15 protein-coding genes are annotated in these 15,368 nt (G+C 57.5%); 8 read left to right on the forward strand and 7 right to left on the reverse strand.

Annotation, left to right across the window (positions count from 1 at the left end):
* Positions 1-4: 4 nt before the first annotated feature.
* The 3 genes from AFK63_RS02440 to AFK63_RS02450 are packed head-to-tail and all read right to left on the reverse strand — an operon-like array spanning position 5 to position 2,942.
* Positions 5-1,132 (reverse strand): ABC transporter ATP-binding protein, encoded by a 1,128-nt coding sequence (locus AFK63_RS02440; protein WP_038868041.1) that lies wholly within the window; start codon positions 1,130-1,132, stop codon positions 5-7.
* 12 nt (positions 1,133-1,144) lie between these two features.
* The gene (locus AFK63_RS02445) at positions 1,145-2,059 is read right to left on the reverse strand and encodes a carbohydrate ABC transporter permease (protein ID WP_038868043.1); all 915 of its coding nucleotides are present in this window, start codon (positions 2,057-2,059) and stop codon (positions 1,145-1,147) included.
* Positions 2,052-2,942, reverse strand: a complete 891-nt coding sequence (locus tag AFK63_RS02450) for a carbohydrate ABC transporter permease (RefSeq protein ID WP_007663765.1) — start codon at positions 2,940-2,942, stop codon at positions 2,052-2,054. The genes AFK63_RS02445 and AFK63_RS02450 overlap by 8 nt, the downstream gene beginning before the upstream one ends.
* 599 nt (positions 2,943-3,541) lie before the next feature.
* On the opposite strand from AFK63_RS02450, the gene wzz(fepE) reads away from it, so the two are divergent.
* The gene (gene wzz(fepE), locus AFK63_RS02455) at positions 3,542-4,684 is read left to right on the forward strand and encodes an LPS O-antigen length regulator Wzz(fepE) (protein ID WP_038868045.1); all 1,143 of its coding nucleotides are present in this window, start codon (positions 3,542-3,544) and stop codon (positions 4,682-4,684) included.
* A 55-nt stretch (positions 4,685-4,739) separates the two neighbouring features.
* On the opposite strand, the gene AFK63_RS02460 is transcribed toward wzz(fepE), so the two are convergent.
* Positions 4,740-5,063 (reverse strand): cupin domain-containing protein, encoded by a 324-nt coding sequence (locus tag AFK63_RS02460; RefSeq protein ID WP_038868047.1) that lies wholly within the window; start codon positions 5,061-5,063, stop codon positions 4,740-4,742.
* Between the two features lie 151 nt (positions 5,064-5,214).
* On the opposite strand from AFK63_RS02460, the gene AFK63_RS02465 reads away from it, so the two are divergent.
* Positions 5,215-5,943 carry an aspartate/glutamate racemase gene (locus tag AFK63_RS02465; RefSeq protein ID WP_038868048.1) on the forward strand — a complete coding sequence of 243 codons (729 nt, stop codon included), beginning with the start codon at positions 5,215-5,217 and terminating at the stop codon, positions 5,941-5,943.
* On the opposite strand, the gene AFK63_RS02470 is transcribed toward AFK63_RS02465, so the two are convergent.
* Positions 5,894-6,832 carry a LysR family transcriptional regulator gene (locus tag AFK63_RS02470; RefSeq protein WP_038868049.1) on the reverse strand — a complete coding sequence of 313 codons (939 nt, stop codon included), beginning with the start codon at positions 6,830-6,832 and terminating at the stop codon, positions 5,894-5,896. The genes AFK63_RS02465 and AFK63_RS02470 overlap by 50 nt on opposite strands.
* 277 nt (positions 6,833-7,109) lie before the next feature.
* On the opposite strand from AFK63_RS02470, the gene lysA reads away from it, so the two are divergent.
* Complete coding sequence (lysA, locus tag AFK63_RS02475) at positions 7,110-8,372, forward strand: diaminopimelate decarboxylase (RefSeq protein ID WP_038868051.1); 1,263 nt, start codon at positions 7,110-7,112, stop codon at positions 8,370-8,372.
* Here the strand turns inward: lysA and AFK63_RS02480 are convergent.
* Positions 8,349-9,386 carry a LacI family DNA-binding transcriptional regulator gene (locus AFK63_RS02480; protein WP_038868053.1) on the reverse strand — a complete coding sequence of 346 codons (1,038 nt, stop codon included), beginning with the start codon at positions 9,384-9,386 and terminating at the stop codon, positions 8,349-8,351. The two genes, lysA and AFK63_RS02480, sit on opposite strands and share 24 nt — an antisense overlap.
* A 285-nt stretch (positions 9,387-9,671) precedes the next feature.
* Here AFK63_RS02480 and AFK63_RS02485 point away from each other — a divergent pair, with 285 nt between their 5' ends.
* The 5 genes from AFK63_RS02485 (at position 9,672) to AFK63_RS02505 (ending at position 14,098) form a co-directional block, all read left to right on the forward strand.
* Positions 9,672-11,009: a PTS sugar transporter subunit IIC gene (locus AFK63_RS02485; RefSeq protein WP_038868055.1), complete on the forward strand. Its 1,338-nt coding sequence runs from the start codon at positions 9,672-9,674 to the stop codon at positions 11,007-11,009.
* Positions 11,010-11,016: 7 nt separating this feature from the next.
* Entirely contained in the window at positions 11,017-12,444 is a 1,428-nt protein-coding gene (locus AFK63_RS02490) for a glycoside hydrolase family 1 protein (protein WP_038868057.1), read from the forward strand.
* Positions 12,445-12,454: 10 nt separating this feature from the next.
* Positions 12,455-12,772, forward strand: coding sequence for a PTS sugar transporter subunit IIB (locus AFK63_RS02495; RefSeq protein ID WP_038868058.1), 318 nt, complete (start codon positions 12,455-12,457; stop codon positions 12,770-12,772).
* A 61-nt stretch (positions 12,773-12,833) separates the two neighbouring features.
* Positions 12,834-13,607 (forward strand): FCD domain-containing protein, encoded by a 774-nt coding sequence (locus tag AFK63_RS02500; protein ID WP_004385941.1) that lies wholly within the window; start codon positions 12,834-12,836, stop codon positions 13,605-13,607.
* Positions 13,604-14,098, forward strand: a complete 495-nt coding sequence (locus AFK63_RS02505; protein ID WP_038868060.1) for a GNAT family N-acetyltransferase — start codon at positions 13,604-13,606, stop codon at positions 14,096-14,098. The genes AFK63_RS02500 and AFK63_RS02505 overlap by 4 nt, the downstream gene beginning before the upstream one ends.
* Here AFK63_RS02505 and galR read toward each other — a convergent pair.
* Positions 14,059-15,075 carry an HTH-type transcriptional regulator GalR gene (gene galR, locus AFK63_RS02510; protein WP_038868063.1) on the reverse strand — a complete coding sequence of 339 codons (1,017 nt, stop codon included), beginning with the start codon at positions 15,073-15,075 and terminating at the stop codon, positions 14,059-14,061. The two genes, AFK63_RS02505 and galR, sit on opposite strands and share 40 nt — an antisense overlap.
* Positions 15,076-15,368 lie beyond the last annotated feature (293 nt).

Raw genomic sequence — 15,368 nt, forward strand, 5'->3', positions numbered from 1 at the left:
CCTGTCAAAGAGTGAGGTTCTGTTCTGTTTTGGCGTCAAAAATATGACACTTGTTCATGTCGAACTTAAAATACACCTTGCGGTGAAGGCCCTTTTCAATCATTGGCTTAGCTTCATCGGAAGGGATGCGGCAGGTCATTTCGAAATCAGCGACCTTCAGGTAGACGAAAAACTCGTGGCCCATATTTTCCACGCGTACCATCTCGCCGGTGCCGCAGGGCTCGGCGTAAGGCGCATCGGAAATCGTGATGTATTCCGGACGGATGCCAAAATAGACCTGCTGACCGGCCCGGGCGGCTACTTTCTCCTGCTGGCGTGGCGTCAGCGCCAGACGGTCGTCGCCGATGCAGATAAGCAGGCGTCCTGCCTCTTCCACCAGCAGGCCGGGTTTGATGTTCATCTCCGGCGCGCCGATGAAGCCCGCCACGAACATGTTTTTTGGGTAGTGGTAGAGGTTATCTGGCGTATCCACCTGCATGATGTGGCCCAGTTTCATGACGCAGATGCGGTCGCCCATGGTCATCGCTTCGGTCTGGTCATGCGTCACGTAGACCGTGGTGGCCGGTTTGCCGCTCTTTTTGAGCTGTTTGTGCAGATCGGAAATGCGGATACGCATCGAGGCGCGCAGCTTGGCGTCGAGGTTCGAGAGCGGTTCATCGAACAGGAACACGTCCGGCTTTTTCACAATCGCACGGCCCACCGCCACGCGCTGCGCCTGGCCGCCGGAGAGCTGGCGCGGCAGGCGGTCGAGCAGTTCTTCAAGCTCAAGGATTTTCGCGGCTTCGTCCACCTGCCGGTTGATCTGATCTTTCGGCAGCTTGCTGAGCTTCAGGCCGAACGCCAGATTCTCGCGCACCGTCATATGCGGATAGAGCGCGTAGTTCTGGAACACCATCGCGATGCCGCGCTCTTTCGGCGCCAGGTTATTCACCAGTTTTTCGCCGATGCGCACTTCGCCGCCGCTGATGGTTTCAAGCCCGGCCAGCATGCGCAGCGTGGTGGATTTGGCGCAGCCCGACGGGCCTACGATCACCATAAACTCGCCGTCCGCGATCTTCAGGTCGATACCATGAACCGCTTTAAAGCCGTTGGAATAGACTTTTTCTAACTTATTGAAAATAACTTCAGCCATGATATTCCCCTGTTAACCTTTAATTCCGCTGCTGGCCACACCCTGTACGAAGTAACGCTGGGCCAGGAAGAAGACGATGATGGACGGCAGAATGGAGATGCTCGCCATTGCCAGAATTTCGTTCCACGGCGCGCCTTCGGTCACGTCGATGGACATTTTGAGCGCCAGCGCTATCGGGTATTTATCCACGCTGTAGACGTAAATCAGCGGCCCGATAAAGTCGTTCATCGACCACATGAACTGGAACAGCGCGACCGAAATCATGGCGGGCTTGAGGATGGGCACAACCACATACCACAGCACCTGGAACGAGTTGCAGCCGTCAATCTGCGCCGCTTCTTCCATGTCGCGCGGCACGCCGCGCAGGAACTGAATCAGCATAAAGACGAAGAACCCCTGGGTGGCGAAGGCCATCGGCAGCCAGAGCGGCAGATAGCTGTTCAGCATGCCCATCTCACGGAACATCAGATACTGCGGGATCAGCAACACGGTGCTCGGCAGCAGCATGGTGGCGATAAGCGTGGCGAACCAGAATTTCTTCCACGGGATCTCAAAGCGCGCGAAGCCGTACGCCACAATGGTGGAGGAGATAACGGTCAGCACCACTTTCGGGATCACATACTTGAACGTGTTCAGCATGTAATGGCCGAAGTTATATTCGGTGCCGGTTTTCCAGCCGTTGATAAAGCCGTCCCAGGTCGCGTGCGTCGGCCACAGGCCGAGCGTGGTAAAAATCTCGTGGTTGGGCTTAAAGGATGCCGAGAACATCCACGCCAGCGGGTAGAGCATCAGCAGGCCGACAAACAGCAAAATCACGTAGCGAATCGCGCGGCTGACTTTTTCGCGACGCAGAGTGCGCGCCACTTCGCGGTCGGCGGCGCTCATCCCGGCGCGCGGCGTCAGCTGCTCTTGTTGGATATCAGCCATTTTTGCCTCCTTTATCGGCGGAGTAGAAGACCCAGTATTTCGAGGATTTAAAGGCGATAGAGGCGAAGAGCGCCACGACCAGGAACAGCACCCACGCCAGCGCCGCGCCGTAGCCCATATCGAAATATTTAAAGGCGGTGTCGTAGATATAAAGCGAGAACAGATAGGTGTAGTAAGTCGGGCCGCCGCCGGTAATGACGTAAGGGCCGGTAAACTCCTGGAACGCCTGAGTGGTCTGCATAATGAAATTAAAGAAGATAACCGGCGTAATCAGCGGCACCGTAACCTTCATAAACATCTGCCACTTCGACGCGCCGTCGATCATTGCCGCCTCATACTGCGACTGCGGCACGTTTTGCAGCGCGGCGAGGAAAATCACCATCGCGGAGCCGAACTGCCAGACGCGCAGCAGCGTGACCGACATCAGCGCCAGCGACGGCTCGCCGAGCCAGTTCACCGGGTCTAAGCCAAACACGCCGATAAAGCTGTTCAGCAGGCCGTCGATGGCGAAAAGCGCGCGCCACAGCACGGCGATAGCGACCGAGCTGCCGAGAATCGACGGAATGTAATAGGCGGTGCGAAAGAAGCCGATGCCGCGCAGTTTAAAATTCAGCACAAAGGCGATGCCGAGCGCGAAGGCGAGCTTCAGCGGAATGGTCAGGAACACATAGGCGAAGGTAACGCCCATCGATTTCCAGAAAAGATCGTCATCCATCAGCATGTAACGGTAGTTTTCGATACCGTTAAACACCGGCGGATTCATTAAATCGTACTCGGTAAAGCTGAGCACGAAAGAGGAAACAAAAGGGAAGGCCGTAAAGACTATCAACCCGATAATGTAGGGTGATATCCAGGCCAGACCCAGGAGCTTGTTTTCATTCATACATACCTACCTGGCATTAAGGGTTCATCAATCGGATTCGGGTCGAGCATCGTGCGACAGCGAAGGCGCGAGACCCGCGAACATGCGGGCGGCCTGTCTGCCGCGCTGTAAATAACGGTGTCGTGATGAAAATGCGCGATCGTAGTGTGATGAAGATCGCGACTTTTATAATTTATTGAACCGTCGTTTCTAGTTTCTAAAACAGCGTTTTAATTTATCTTATTGCTATTTATTTCGCCGTCATTCGATAAATGGCGGAAATGTGATCATGGTCGAAACGCTGTTCCAGATTTTTGAAGCAGCGCTATTTTTCAGGCGGCGGGGTGATACAACTTCTGGTAGGGAGGCAAATTATCGTTTGCGCTGACTTTTAATTATTCGCGATAATGATGAATACGGACGTATGACCTTTCTTCAGAACACGGATATGTTTTTCTTTTTTGCACAACTTTTCTTGTTTTGTCAAAGGGATACCCTTGTGCGCCCGTCAATTTTCTTGATTTTATATATTTGATTGATGAAACAATTCGCATGCATATTGTTTCATGGGAAATAATTACGACTTCATTAACAGCAGCCAATAAAGCGTCTCACTCACTATGTCATCGATAGATATTAAAAATAATCCGCTGACCCCCGCCACGGATTACCCGCTTCTTGACCGCCAGCGCACGGAGATAGATCTGATTGCGTTGATCGAGGTCCTTTTCAAATCCCGCAAAATGATCTTTTCCATCACCGCGCTGTTTATCGTCATGGGCCTGGCGGTGGCTTTTTTGCTGCCGCAGAAATGGACCAGCCAGGCGGTGGTCTCCGTACCGGAGACGCGACAGCTGATAGAGCTGCAGCGTATGCTGGTGAGTCTGCAGGTGCTGGATACGGATGCCGCGATTGATGCCGCGTCGCTGGAAAACATGTTCCTGAAAAAGTTCGATTCGCGCGCGCTGCAGGAGAAATTCCTGCGTACCTCGCCGTGGGTGCAGGAACAGGTAAAAAGCGCGCAGGGCGATACCGAAAGCCTTCAGCGCGCCATTACGATGGTGGCGCAGCGCATTAAAATGCAGTCCAATGACGATCCGAAATCGCCAACCGCCTCGCCTTACAGCTCGTGGACGCTGAGTTTTACCGCGCCGGAAGCGCAGGACGCGCAGCGCGTGCTAAAGGAGTACATCAATTACGCGGCACTGGCGGTACAGCGTGAGGTGCTGGAAAATCTGCGCACCACTATTGAGCTGAAAGTGAAATCGGAAGAAAGCCGCCTGGAGATTGAGCGTAACAACCTGAATAACGAACACAAAATTGCGATTCAGCGTCTTAATTACTCGTTGCAGGTCGCTAACGCGGCGGGCATTAAAAAGCCGGTGTACAGCAATGGGCAGGCCGTGAAGGATGACCCGGATTACTCAATCGCGCTCGGCGCAGATGGGCTTGCGCAGAAGCTGCAAATAGAGCGTTCAATCAGCGATGTCACGGCGCTTAACAGCGCCATCCAGAGCCGCGAATATCGCCTGGCGGAGCTGAAAAAACTGAATCTGGCCGAGGTGGATTTCCTGCCTTTCCACTATCAGATGACGCCGTCGCTGCCGGTGAAAAGCGACGGGCCAGGTAAAGCGCTGGTGGTTATCCTGATGGCGCTGGCGGGCTTAATTATTGCCTGTGCGACGGTGCTGATGCGCGATATGCTCGCGCAGCGCCAGGCGATGGCGGAGCGTGAGACGCACGCCGACGCGCTGCTCCCCTGACGCGCCCTCGCAGACAAAAAAGCCGCCTCTTTGGACGGCTTTTTTACTGGCGCGGTTATTTCAAAAAATCTTCCCGCACCGGCGTAAAGGTGTCGAGCAGCGTGCCGGGCGTAATACAAACGCAGCCGTGCATGATATTCGGCTTTTTATACAGCGTGTCGCCTGCGCTGACGCGGCGGGTTTCTTCGCCGATGGTGAACTCAAATTCGCCGGAAAGCACATAGGTCAGTTGCTCATGCGGGTGGTTATGCATGGGGCCGACCGCGCCGGCGTCAAAATTGACTTCCACCGCCATCATCTTGCCGTCGTGCGCCAGAATGCGGCGGGTCACGCCGTTGCCTAAATCTTCCAGCGTGGTCTCGTTGTGATAAATAAACATGGCTCGCCTCGAATATGTGAAACGTTGTTTCATTTAATCTATCCTGGCGAGAAAAAGAAAAGAACGCGCCACGCCGGGAAATGGCGGGCAGATCACATTTGTTCCTCTTTGCGGGCATGTTATAACCCGGTGTGGACACAAGGAGGCAATGATGAAAACAGTAGGCTTGCTGGGCGGTATGAGCTGGGAATCCACGATCCCGTATTACCGCTTAATCAACGAAGGCGTGCGTGACCGTCTGGGCGGGCTGCACTCCGCACAACTGCTGCTGCACAGCGTCGATTTTCACGAGATAGAAGCCTGCCAGGCGAGCGGCGAGTGGGAAAAAGCGGGCGAGATGCTGGCGCAGGCGGCGCTGGGCCTTGAACGCGCCGGGGCGCAGGCGATTGTGCTGTGTACCAACACCATGCATAAAGTGGCGCATCAGATAGAAACGCACTGTCCGCTGCCGTTTTTACATATCGCCGACGCCACGGGCCGCGCGATTAACGCAGCGGGGCTACGCCAGGTGGCGCTGCTCGGCACGCGCTATACCATGGAGCAGGATTTTTATCGCGCGCGGCTCAGTCAGGGCTTCGGCGTGCAGACGCTTATCCCTGACGAACCCGCACGGGCGCGCATCAATCAGATAATCTTCGAAGAGCTGTGTCTTGGTAAAATCACCGCGGAATCAAAGCGCTACTATCAGCAGCAGATTGATACCCTCGCCGGTAACGGCGCGCAGGGCGTGATTTTTGGCTGTACCGAAATCGGCCTGCTGCTGGGCGCGCAGGAGTGCCCGCTGCCGGTATTCGACACCGCCGCGCTGCATGCCGCCGACGCGGTAAATTTCATGCTGGGTGACCAGGACTCGCCTGCATCGCCTCAAGCGTTACGCTAAGTCCGGCCATCTGCTGCTGCAAATGGCGGCTGAACGCTTCCACCAGCGCGGAAGCCGGGCGGTGCAGCGGGCGGATCAGGCTGACCGTAAACGGCACCGCCACGCTGAAGCGGCGCACCACAATACCCGTCGCCGCATAATCCAGCGCGGTGAGCGGGTTGACTATCGACACGCCGACGCCCGCGCGTACCATCGCGCAGACCGACGCGGCGCTGTGGGTTTCCAGCACCATGCGCCGCTGCACATTATGCTCCTGGAACAGCGAATCAAGCAGTTGCCGGTAGCTGTCAGCGCGCGACAGGCTGATGTAATTCTCACCGGCGAAATCCTGCGGCGTAAGCTGGGGTTTATCGGCCAGGCGATGCCCGGCGGGCAGCACGCACACTTCATTTAATGTCAGCAGCGTCTGGCGCTCGGTGCCGGCGGGCGTGGCGGTGTTTTCCGTTATCCCTAAATCGTGGCGTTGGGCGGAGAGCCACTCTTCCAGCAGCGGCGACTCCTGCGGCACGATATTCAGGCTGACTTCCGGATAGTTATCCAGAAACGGCTTTAACAGCAGCGGCAGCAGCGATTGCGAAAAGACCGGCAGGCAGGCGACGGAGAGTTCGCCCTGGCGGAACTGGCGCAGGCTTTCCGCCGCGCTGACGATGCGGTCAAGCCCGTACCAGGAACGCTGAACTTCTTCAAACAGGCGCAGCCCCTGCACCGTAGGGTGCAGCCGCCCGCGGGCGCGGGTAAAAAGCGACAGCCCGATAAGCTTTTCAAATCGCGCCAGCTCGCGGCTGACGGTGGGCTGCGAAGTGCGCAGCAGCGCCGCCGCCTCCGTAACGTTGCCCGCGGTCATGACCGCGTGGAAAATTTCGATATGGCGAAGCGTGACGCCTGGCATGGAGTTTCCTTGTTCGTAAAGCGTGAATGTTTGTCCCTCCCCACAGGGGAGATCCCGCCTTATTGATGGCGGCGCGGGGGCGGGGCGCTTCGCGTACCCGCTCTCCAGGTCAGCGTCATACGTAGCACCGGTGCGCCTGCCTGCCCAACCGGCCAGGCGCTGTCGGCTTCGCCCTCATAAACCCATATCATATTTGCATAGACTCACGAGAAATCGATATTTTTTCTTCGTTAACGGCTATGGCGTAATAGAGGCATCAGCTTAAAGGAGTCTCGCCATGCCACGTTCTCTTTACCACACCGACAGCGCCCTGAATGCCACTACTTTACTGCCGCTGCCCGCGCAATTTGGCGGCCCCGTCTGGGTCTATGACGCGGCTATCATCCGCGCGCAAATCGATCGCCTGCGTCAGTTCGACGTTATTCGTTTCGCCCAGAAAGCCTGCTCGAATATCCATATCCTGCGCCTGATGCGCGAGGCGGGCGTGAAAGTGGATTCCGTGTCGCTTGGCGAAATCGAGCGCGCAGTCGCGGCGGGTTACGATCCGCGCCAGCATCCGGATGACATCGTGTTTACGGCAGACGTGCTCGACGACGCGACCATCGCCCGCGTGCATGAACTGGGCGTGCCGGTTAACGCGGGCTCGGTGGATATGCTGGAACAGCTCGGCGCGGTCTCGCCTGGGCATCGCGTCTGGCTGCGTATCAACCCGGGTTTTGGTCATGGTCACAGCCAGAAAACCAATACCGGCGGCGAGAACAGCAAACATGGCATCTGGTACAGCGATCTTCCGGCGGCGCTTGAGGTTATGCAGCGTTATCAGCTGAAACTGGTCGGTATGCATATGCATATCGGCTCCGGCGTCGATTATGGCCATCTGGAGCAGGTATGCGGCGCGATGGTAAGCCAGGTGATTGAGTATGGTCAGGATCTGGACGCTATCTCCGCCGGCGGCGGGCTGTCTGTTCCTTACCGGGAAGGCGACGAAACCATTGATACTGATCACTATTACGGGCTCTGGAACCGCGCACGCGAGCAGATAGCCGCGCACTTTGGTCATCCGGTTAAGCTTGAGATCGAGCCGGGCCGTTTTCTCGTGGCGGAGGCGGGCGTGCTGGTGGCCCAGGTACGCAGCGTGAAAGAGATGGGATCGCGTCATTTCGTGCTGATCGACGCGGGCTTTAACGATCTGATGCGCCCGTCAATGTATGGCAGCTATCACCATATCTCCGCGCTGGCGGCGGATGGGCGCGATCTGCGCGATGCGCCGCTGCTGGAGACCGTGGTCGCCGGGCCGCTGTGCGAATCGGGCGACGTTTTTACCCAGCAGGAGGGCGGCAAAGTGGAAACCCGCGCGCTGCCGGCGGTGCGTCCGGGCGATTATCTGGTGCTGCATGATACCGGCGCGTATGGCGCGTCGATGTCCTCGAACTACAACAGCCGTCCGCTGCTGCCGGAAGTGCTGCTGGAAAACGGCGAGGCGCGCACTATTCGCCGCCGTCAGACTATTGAGGAGTTACTGGCGCTTGAGCGCTTTTAACGGCGCGGCGGCGTAAGGCCCCGGCGCGACAGAGTCCCGCAACACCAGCGTGCCGGTAAACGGCGGGATTGCGGCGAGCGGCTCGTCGCGCGACAGCCGGATCGCGCTGTCAATCGCGGTCGTTATCATATCTTCAATCGGCAGACAGACCGTCGAGAGCCCGGGTTCAAGCCACGCGGCGCTCGGCGCGTCGTCAAAGCCGAACAGCGATACATCCTGCGGAATGCGCAGGCCCGCCCGGTAAAGCGCTTTCGAGGCGCCCAGCGCCATATCGTCATTGCAGGCGAAAAGCGCGGTGAAGCGTACGCCACTTTCCAGCAGATCCCGACAACGCGCATGGCCGCCGCTCATGGTGGAATCGCCATTTTTAATCAGCGCCTCGTTGCCGGCGATGCCGTGTTTTTCCAGCGCGCGGCGGTAGCCCAGCAGGCGCGCCTGACCGGTGGGCGTGGCGAGCGACACCGTAATGCAGGCTATCTCCCTGTGCCCCTGTTCAATCAGGTATTCCACCGCCCGGAACGCGGCGTCCTGCTGTTCAAAAAAAACGCAGCGCTCACGCGCCTGGCTGACGTCGCGGTTGATGATAACCAGCGGCACGGGGGTGTGATGAATAAGCTCCATAATCGCGTTTTCACTCATATGGCGGGTGTAGAGCACGATGGCGTCGCACTGGCGGTCTGCCAGCATCTGCACGGCTTCCAGCTCGCGCGCGGGCGTGTCGTGGCCGTCGGTGACGATAAGCTGTTTGCCGTGCGTTTCGGTCTGCCGCGACGCCTGCTGCAACAGACGCCCGAAGTAGAAGCCGTTAAAGCTTGAAACCACCAGACCAATACTGTTGCTGGTGCGGTGCGCAAGCGATCGGGCCAGCAGGTTAGGGCGGTATCCCAACTCCTCCATAGCGCGAAAAACCTGTGTGCGGGTGCTTTCTTTGACCTGGCCGGTGTTATTCAGCACGCGTGATACGGTCGCTTTGGAAACGCCAGCCCGCAGTGAAACATCCCGCATTGTTACCATTCCCTTACGCTCCCGTTGCCATCGCTATTCGAAGGAGTTTAACACACAAGCCGGACGGTAAAGGGGGCGGGCGCGCCGCGCTCTGTCGCCAGGTCGCTGATAGGATTTTATAAAGTTCTGGTATGCCAAATATTGCCGTTTTGATTATTTGGAATGCCAATCTTCGTTTGTGCGAGAAGTGTCACAGATAATTGCGCGTGGCGATCCTATTTTTTGGCATACCAAAAAAGGTGTTCAGCGGTAACCTTTCCGATAAAAAAGCCACATTCAATGAGGGCACACCCTATGGCGTTCCAGGAAAAGTTGATCGACTCTCTGGGGAGTTTCGCGACCAAATTCAACAGCTACCGCTATATCATGGCGATCAAGGCGTCGTTTATCACACTGATGCCGGTGATTATCGTCGGCGCGTTTTCGGTGCTGATCTCCAACATGGTGCTGGATCCGAAAAACGGGCTGGCAAGCTTTCAGGCGCTGTCGTTCCTTGCCGCGTTAAAACCCATCACCAGCGCCATTAACTACGCGACGCTGAACTTTTTAAACATCGGCGCGGTGTTTCTCATCGGCATTGAACTGGGGCGCATCAACGGCATTAAAACGCTGTTCCCCGGCCTGCTGGCGGTGATCTGTTTTATCTGCGTCACGCCGACCACGGTCGAGATGCTGGTGGATGGCGAAATGCACGTGGTGAAAGATGTGCTGCTGCGCCAGTTCTCTGATACCCGCAGCCTGTTCCTCGGCATGTTTATCGCGATCCTGTCTGTCGAGATCTACACCTGGCTTGAAAACCGCGACGGGTTGAAAATCAAAATGCCCGACACCGTACCGCCCAATGTCTCCGCCTCATTCTCGGCGCTGATCCCGGCGATTATCACCACTACCGTTATCGCGACGTTCGGTTTTGTGTTCCATCAGGTGACCGGCATGTACCTTTACGACGCGGTCTACCAGGTCGTCCAGCAGCCGCTGGAGCGCGTCGTGCAAAGCCTGCCGGGTATTCTGCTGCTGATGTTTGTCGCTCAACTGTTCTGGGTTATCGGTATTCATGGCAACCAGATGATAAAGCCCATTCGCGAGCCGCTGCTGCTCGGCGCGATCACCGTCAATATGAGCGCGTTTGAGCAGGGCAAAGAGGTGCCGAACATCATCACCATGCCGTTCTGGGATGTCTACATGAGCATTGGCGGCTCCGGGCTGACCATCGGTCTGCTGATTGCCGTGATGATCGCCACCAAACGCAAAGAGATGAAAGAAATCGCCAAGCTGTCGTTCGGGCCGGGCATTTTCAATATCAACGAGCCGGTGATTTTCGGGATGCCCATTATGCTCAACCCGATCCTCGCGGTGCCGTTTATCATCACACCGCTGGTGACGGGCTCCATTGGCTATTTCGCCACAGTGATGGGCTTTGCCGGTAAAGCTGTGGTGATGGTGCCCTGGACCACGCCGCCGCTTATCAACGCCTGGCTTTCGACCGCAGGCTCAATGGGCGCGGTCGTCACCCAGCTTGTCTGCATTCTGGTTTCCATTCTTATCTATCTGCCGTTCGTGAAAATCGCCTCGCGCCGCGCTGAGCAGGCGCAGCTCCAGGCCGCCAGCGTCGAAACGGCGAAAAACGCATGAGGCAAGCATGAGCGAAAAAACTCTCGTTATTCCGCCGGATTTTATTCTGGGCGCGGCGTCGTCCGCGTGGCAGACCGAAGGGTGGAGCGGTAAAAAAGCGGGCCAGGACTCCTGGCTCGATCTCTGGTATCAGAACGATCGCCACGTCTGGCATGACGGCTACGGCCCGGCAGGCGCGACCGACCTTATCAACCGCTACGAAGAAGACGTGGCGCTGATGAAACAGGCGGGGCTGACCCACTACCGCACGTCGATCAACTGGTCGCGCTTTTTCACCGATTATGAAAAAGGCATTGTCGATGAAGAGTACGCGGCGTATTACGACCGCTTCCTGGACGCCATCCGCGCGGCGGGCGTCGAGCCGATGATCTGCCTTGAGCATTACGAGCTGCCGGGCTATCTCTTTGAAACCTACGGCGGCTGGTCATCCAAAAAAGTGGTCGAGCTGTTTGTGCTCTACGCCGAAAAAGTGTTTGAGCGCTACCATCGTAAAGTGTCGCGCTGGTTTACCTTCAACGAGCCGATTGTGGTGCAGACCCGCGTTTATCTCGACGCGCTGCGCTGGCCGTATGAACAGAACACCGCCACCTGGATGCAGTGGAACCACCATAAAACGCTCGCTACCGCGAAAGTGGTGCGGCTGTTTCGCGAAAAAGGCTATGCGGGCAGCGTGGGCGCTATCCTGAACCCGGAAGTAACCTATCCGCGCTCGCGCGCGCCGCATGATGTCCGCGCCGCGGAAATCTACGATCTCTTCTACAACCGCGTTTTCCTCGACCCCCTGGTCAAAGGCGACTACCCGCCCGAGCTGGTGCAGTTGCTTGAGAAACATGGCGTGGCGTGGGAATACCGCGAGGATGAGCTGGCCATTATCCGCGACAATACCGTTGATGAGCTCGGCATTAACCTCTACTACCCCCATCGCGTCAAAGCGCCGTCGCGCGCCTGGCATCCAGAGACGCCGTTTCATCCGGCGTATTACTACGAGCCTTTTGAGCTGCCGGGGCGGCGAATGAACACATCGCGCGGCTGGGAAATCTACCCGCGCATCATTTACGACATGGCGATGCGCATTAAAAACGACTACGGCAACATTCCGTGGTTTGTGGCCGAGAGCGGGATGGGCGTGGAAAACGAAGCGCAGTTTCGCAACGCCGACGGGGTGATTGAGGATGACTACCGCATCGCGTTTATCGGCGAGCACCTTTACCAGACGCTGCTGGCGCGGGAGGCGGGCGCGAACTGTCAGGGCTATATGCTCTGGGCTTTTACCGACAACGTCTCGCCGATGAACGCGTTTAAAAACCGCTACGGGCTGGTGGAGATCGATTTACAGCGCCAGCGCGCGCGCCGCGCCAAGAAATCGCTGCACTGGTATCACCGCTTAAGCGCGTCGCGGACCCTGACGCTCACTGTTGATGATGAATGGAAATAAGGAACCGCTGATGAAACGTATCGTCCTGTGCTGTTCCGCCGGCATGTCCACATCGCTGGTGGTCACGAAGATGAAAAAAACCGCAGCCGAACGCGGGCTGGAACTGAAAATCTACGCTATCCCCGAGCAGAACCTGCGTGATGAATTACAACATCACGCCAGCGACATCCAGGCGGTGCTGCTGGGGCCTCAGGTGCACTTTAAGCTTGCGGAAAATAAAAAACTCACCGACGCGCATCAGATCCCGATCGCAGTCATTGATTCTGTCGCCTATGGCACGCTTAACGGCGCGAAAGTTCTCGATCAGGCGTTATCTCTGGTAATCTAACGCGCCTTTCCGCCGCCAGGCGGTAAGCTATATTGGGTCTATTCAGAGCACAGGTGATCACGTGGAGAAGGCTGTCGTTCCGCCGGAGAAAAAGCAGTATCAGGAGATTGGCGAGGATCTGCGCGCGCAAATTATCCAGGGCCATTACCCGGTCGGCTCTCGTCTTCCACCGGAGCGCAACATTGCCGAGAAATATGGCGTCAGCCGCACCATCGTGCGCGAGGCGCTGCTGATGCTGGAGCTACAGGGGACGGTGGATATCCGCCAGGGCTCCGGCGTTTATGTGATGCGCATTCCGGCGGAGCATGAAGCCGAAGAGGAGCGCTTTTTCTCAAGCGACATCGGCCCGTTTGAAATGCTCCAGGCGCGGCAATTGCTGGAGAGCAATATCGCCGCGTTCGCCGCCAAAATGGCGACCAAAGCGGATATCGACAACCTGCGACGCATTCTGGAGCAGGAGCAGCGCGCCATCGCCATGAACGACACCACGCAGGACAACAACAAACTGTTTCATCTGGTGCTGGCGGGCGCATCGCAGAACCAGATGCTGCTGGCAACCGTAGAAAGTATCTGGCATCACATGGACAGCAGCCCGCTCTGGCAGCAGCTACGCGCCCATATCGAAACCCGTGCGCATCGCCTGAAATGGCTTGGCGACTATCAGACTATCCTGGCGGCGCTGCGCCGCCGCGACGTGATGGGTGCCTGGCAGGCGATGTGGCAGCATCTGGAGAACGTGAAAAACAGCCTGATGGAGCTTTCCGACGCCGATGCGCCGGATTTCGACGGCTATCTCTTTGAGTCGGTGCCGATTTTCCAGGGGAAACTGCAATGAGCGCGGTGCAAAACGTTAACATCGTGCCGCTGTATGAGGCGCCGCAGCACGCGGAGCAGGTGACCGACTGGCTGTCGCAGGCGTTCGGCGCCTCGCTGCCACGCGCGTTTTTCGCAAGTATCGTCACGCACAGCCAGCAGCCCGGTCAGTTACCGCTTACGTTCGTGGCGCTTGACGGCGAAAAGCTGCTCGGCACCGTCGGGCTGTGGCGCTGCGATTTAATCAGTCGTCAGGATCTTTTCCCGTGGCTGGCGGCGCTCTATATCGACGAGGCGCAGCGCGGCAAGGGGCTCGGCGGCGCGTTACAGCGCGCGGTGATCGACTACGCGCGCGATAACGGCTTCCCGGCGCTGTTTCTCTACTCCGCCTGCCGGGACTATTACGAGCGTTTCGGTTGGGCGTATATCGGCGACAGTCTGGACTACCCGGACCAGACCGTGCATCTCTATCGTTACGATTTATCAGATTCCGCCGGCGCCACCACTGAGTGACGGCGCACCAGCGTCGGGGTGAAGATATTGGTGATTTCCGGCGCCGGGCGGTTATCGGCCAGCGCTAACGCCAGCTCCGCCGCCTGCGTCGCCATTGTCACAATCGGATAACGGACGGTGGTGAGACGCGGACGCACATAACGCGACACCAGCACATCATCAAACCCAATCAGTGAAATCTCCTGTGGCACGGCGATACCGTTATCATTGAGCACGCCCATCGCCCCCGCGGCCATCGAGTCGTTATAACAGGCCACAGCGGTGAACTGTTTTCCCTGGCCCAGCAGTTCAGTCATCGCCTGTTCGCCGCCGCTTTCATCGGGTTCAGCCCAGGCCACCAGCCGGTCATTGCAGGGCAGATCGTGCTCGCGCAGCGCGTCGTAATATCCTTGCAGGCGGTCGTCGGCGTCTGAGATCGCATGATTCGAGCACAGGTAGCCGATGCGCGTATGGCCCTGCTGGATCAGATGCCGGGTGGCGAGCCAGGCGCCGTAGCGGTCGTCGAGCGCCACGCAGCGCGCTTCAAACCCCGGCAGGATACGGTTAATCAGCACCATACCAGGGATCTGCTTCATCAGCGGAATAAGATCGGCATCGGGAATGATTTTGGCGTGCACCACCAGCGCCGCGCAGCGGTGGCGGATCAGCTGTTCAATCGCCTGGCGCTCTTTTTGCTCGCTGTGGTAGCCGTTGCCGATAAGCAGGAAATTCCCGGTGTGATAGGCCACTTGCTCTACCGCTTTGACCATCGCCCCGAAGAACGGGTCGGAAACGTCGCCCACCACCAGACCTATTGTTTCCGTGGTCTGCTGCGCCAGCGCACGGGCGTTGGCGTTGGGGTGGTAGTTGAGCTGTTCCATCGCGCTCAGCACCGCCTGACGCGAAGCGTCGCTGGCTTTAGGAGAATCATTGATTACGCGGGAGACCGTGGCGACAGAGACTCCTGCCAGTCGCGCAACATCCTTAATCGTCGCCATTTAATACCTTCAGGGTAAGCGTTTACACTGCGGTAAGTGTTACGGAAAAGCGCGGCCACTTCAAGGCGCATGCTGGTCGGGCGGGCCCTGGCTCACAAAAGCCCGTCTCTGAATTAAGGAGGCAACAGGCGCGGATGTAACCAGAAAAAGGCAAATAATTTCAGTTAAAACCTTTAGTTACACTTTGCGAAGGGCTGTTGCGATTGGTGGCTGGCGGGCGGTGTCGACGGGTTGCTACATTTGAGATCCCAGAGGTATTGATAGGTGAAGTCAGCGACTTAGCTGATCACAAC

Source organism: Cronobacter muytjensii ATCC 51329 (assembly GCF_001277195.1).
Taxonomy (GTDB): domain Bacteria; phylum Pseudomonadota; class Gammaproteobacteria; order Enterobacterales; family Enterobacteriaceae; genus Cronobacter; species Cronobacter muytjensii.

Excerpts from the sequence above, each read along its gene's own strand:
- galR (WP_038868063.1), bottom strand. The coding sequence starts at position 15,075 with ATGGCGACGATTAAGGATGTTGCGCGACTGGCAGGAGTCTCTGTCGCC.
- AFK63_RS02445 (WP_038868043.1), bottom strand. The coding sequence starts at position 2,059 with ATGGCTGATATCCAACAAGAGCAGCTGACGCCGCGCGCCGGGATGAGC.
- AFK63_RS02470 (WP_038868049.1), bottom strand. The coding sequence starts at position 6,832 with ATGCCAGGCGTCACGCTTCGCCATATCGAAATTTTCCACGCGGTCATG.
- AFK63_RS02440 (WP_038868041.1), bottom strand. The coding sequence starts at position 1,132 with ATGGCTGAAGTTATTTTCAATAAGTTAGAAAAAGTCTATTCCAACGGC.
- AFK63_RS02495 (WP_038868058.1), top strand. The coding sequence starts at position 12,455 with ATGAAACGTATCGTCCTGTGCTGTTCCGCCGGCATGTCCACATCGCTG.
- AFK63_RS02460 (WP_038868047.1), bottom strand. The coding sequence starts at position 5,063 with ATGTTTATTTATCACAACGAGACCACGCTGGAAGATTTAGGCAACGGC.
- AFK63_RS02485 (WP_038868055.1), top strand. The coding sequence starts at position 9,672 with ATGGCGTTCCAGGAAAAGTTGATCGACTCTCTGGGGAGTTTCGCGACC.
- AFK63_RS02505 (WP_038868060.1), top strand. The coding sequence starts at position 13,604 with ATGAGCGCGGTGCAAAACGTTAACATCGTGCCGCTGTATGAGGCGCCG.
- AFK63_RS02480 (WP_038868053.1), bottom strand. The coding sequence starts at position 9,386 with ATGGTAACAATGCGGGATGTTTCACTGCGGGCTGGCGTTTCCAAAGCG.
- lysA (WP_038868051.1), top strand. The coding sequence starts at position 7,110 with ATGCCACGTTCTCTTTACCACACCGACAGCGCCCTGAATGCCACTACT.
- AFK63_RS02490 (WP_038868057.1), top strand. The coding sequence starts at position 11,017 with ATGAGCGAAAAAACTCTCGTTATTCCGCCGGATTTTATTCTGGGCGCG.
- AFK63_RS02465 (WP_038868048.1), top strand. The coding sequence starts at position 5,215 with ATGAAAACAGTAGGCTTGCTGGGCGGTATGAGCTGGGAATCCACGATC.
- AFK63_RS02450 (WP_007663765.1), bottom strand. The coding sequence starts at position 2,942 with ATGAATGAAAACAAGCTCCTGGGTCTGGCCTGGATATCACCCTACATT.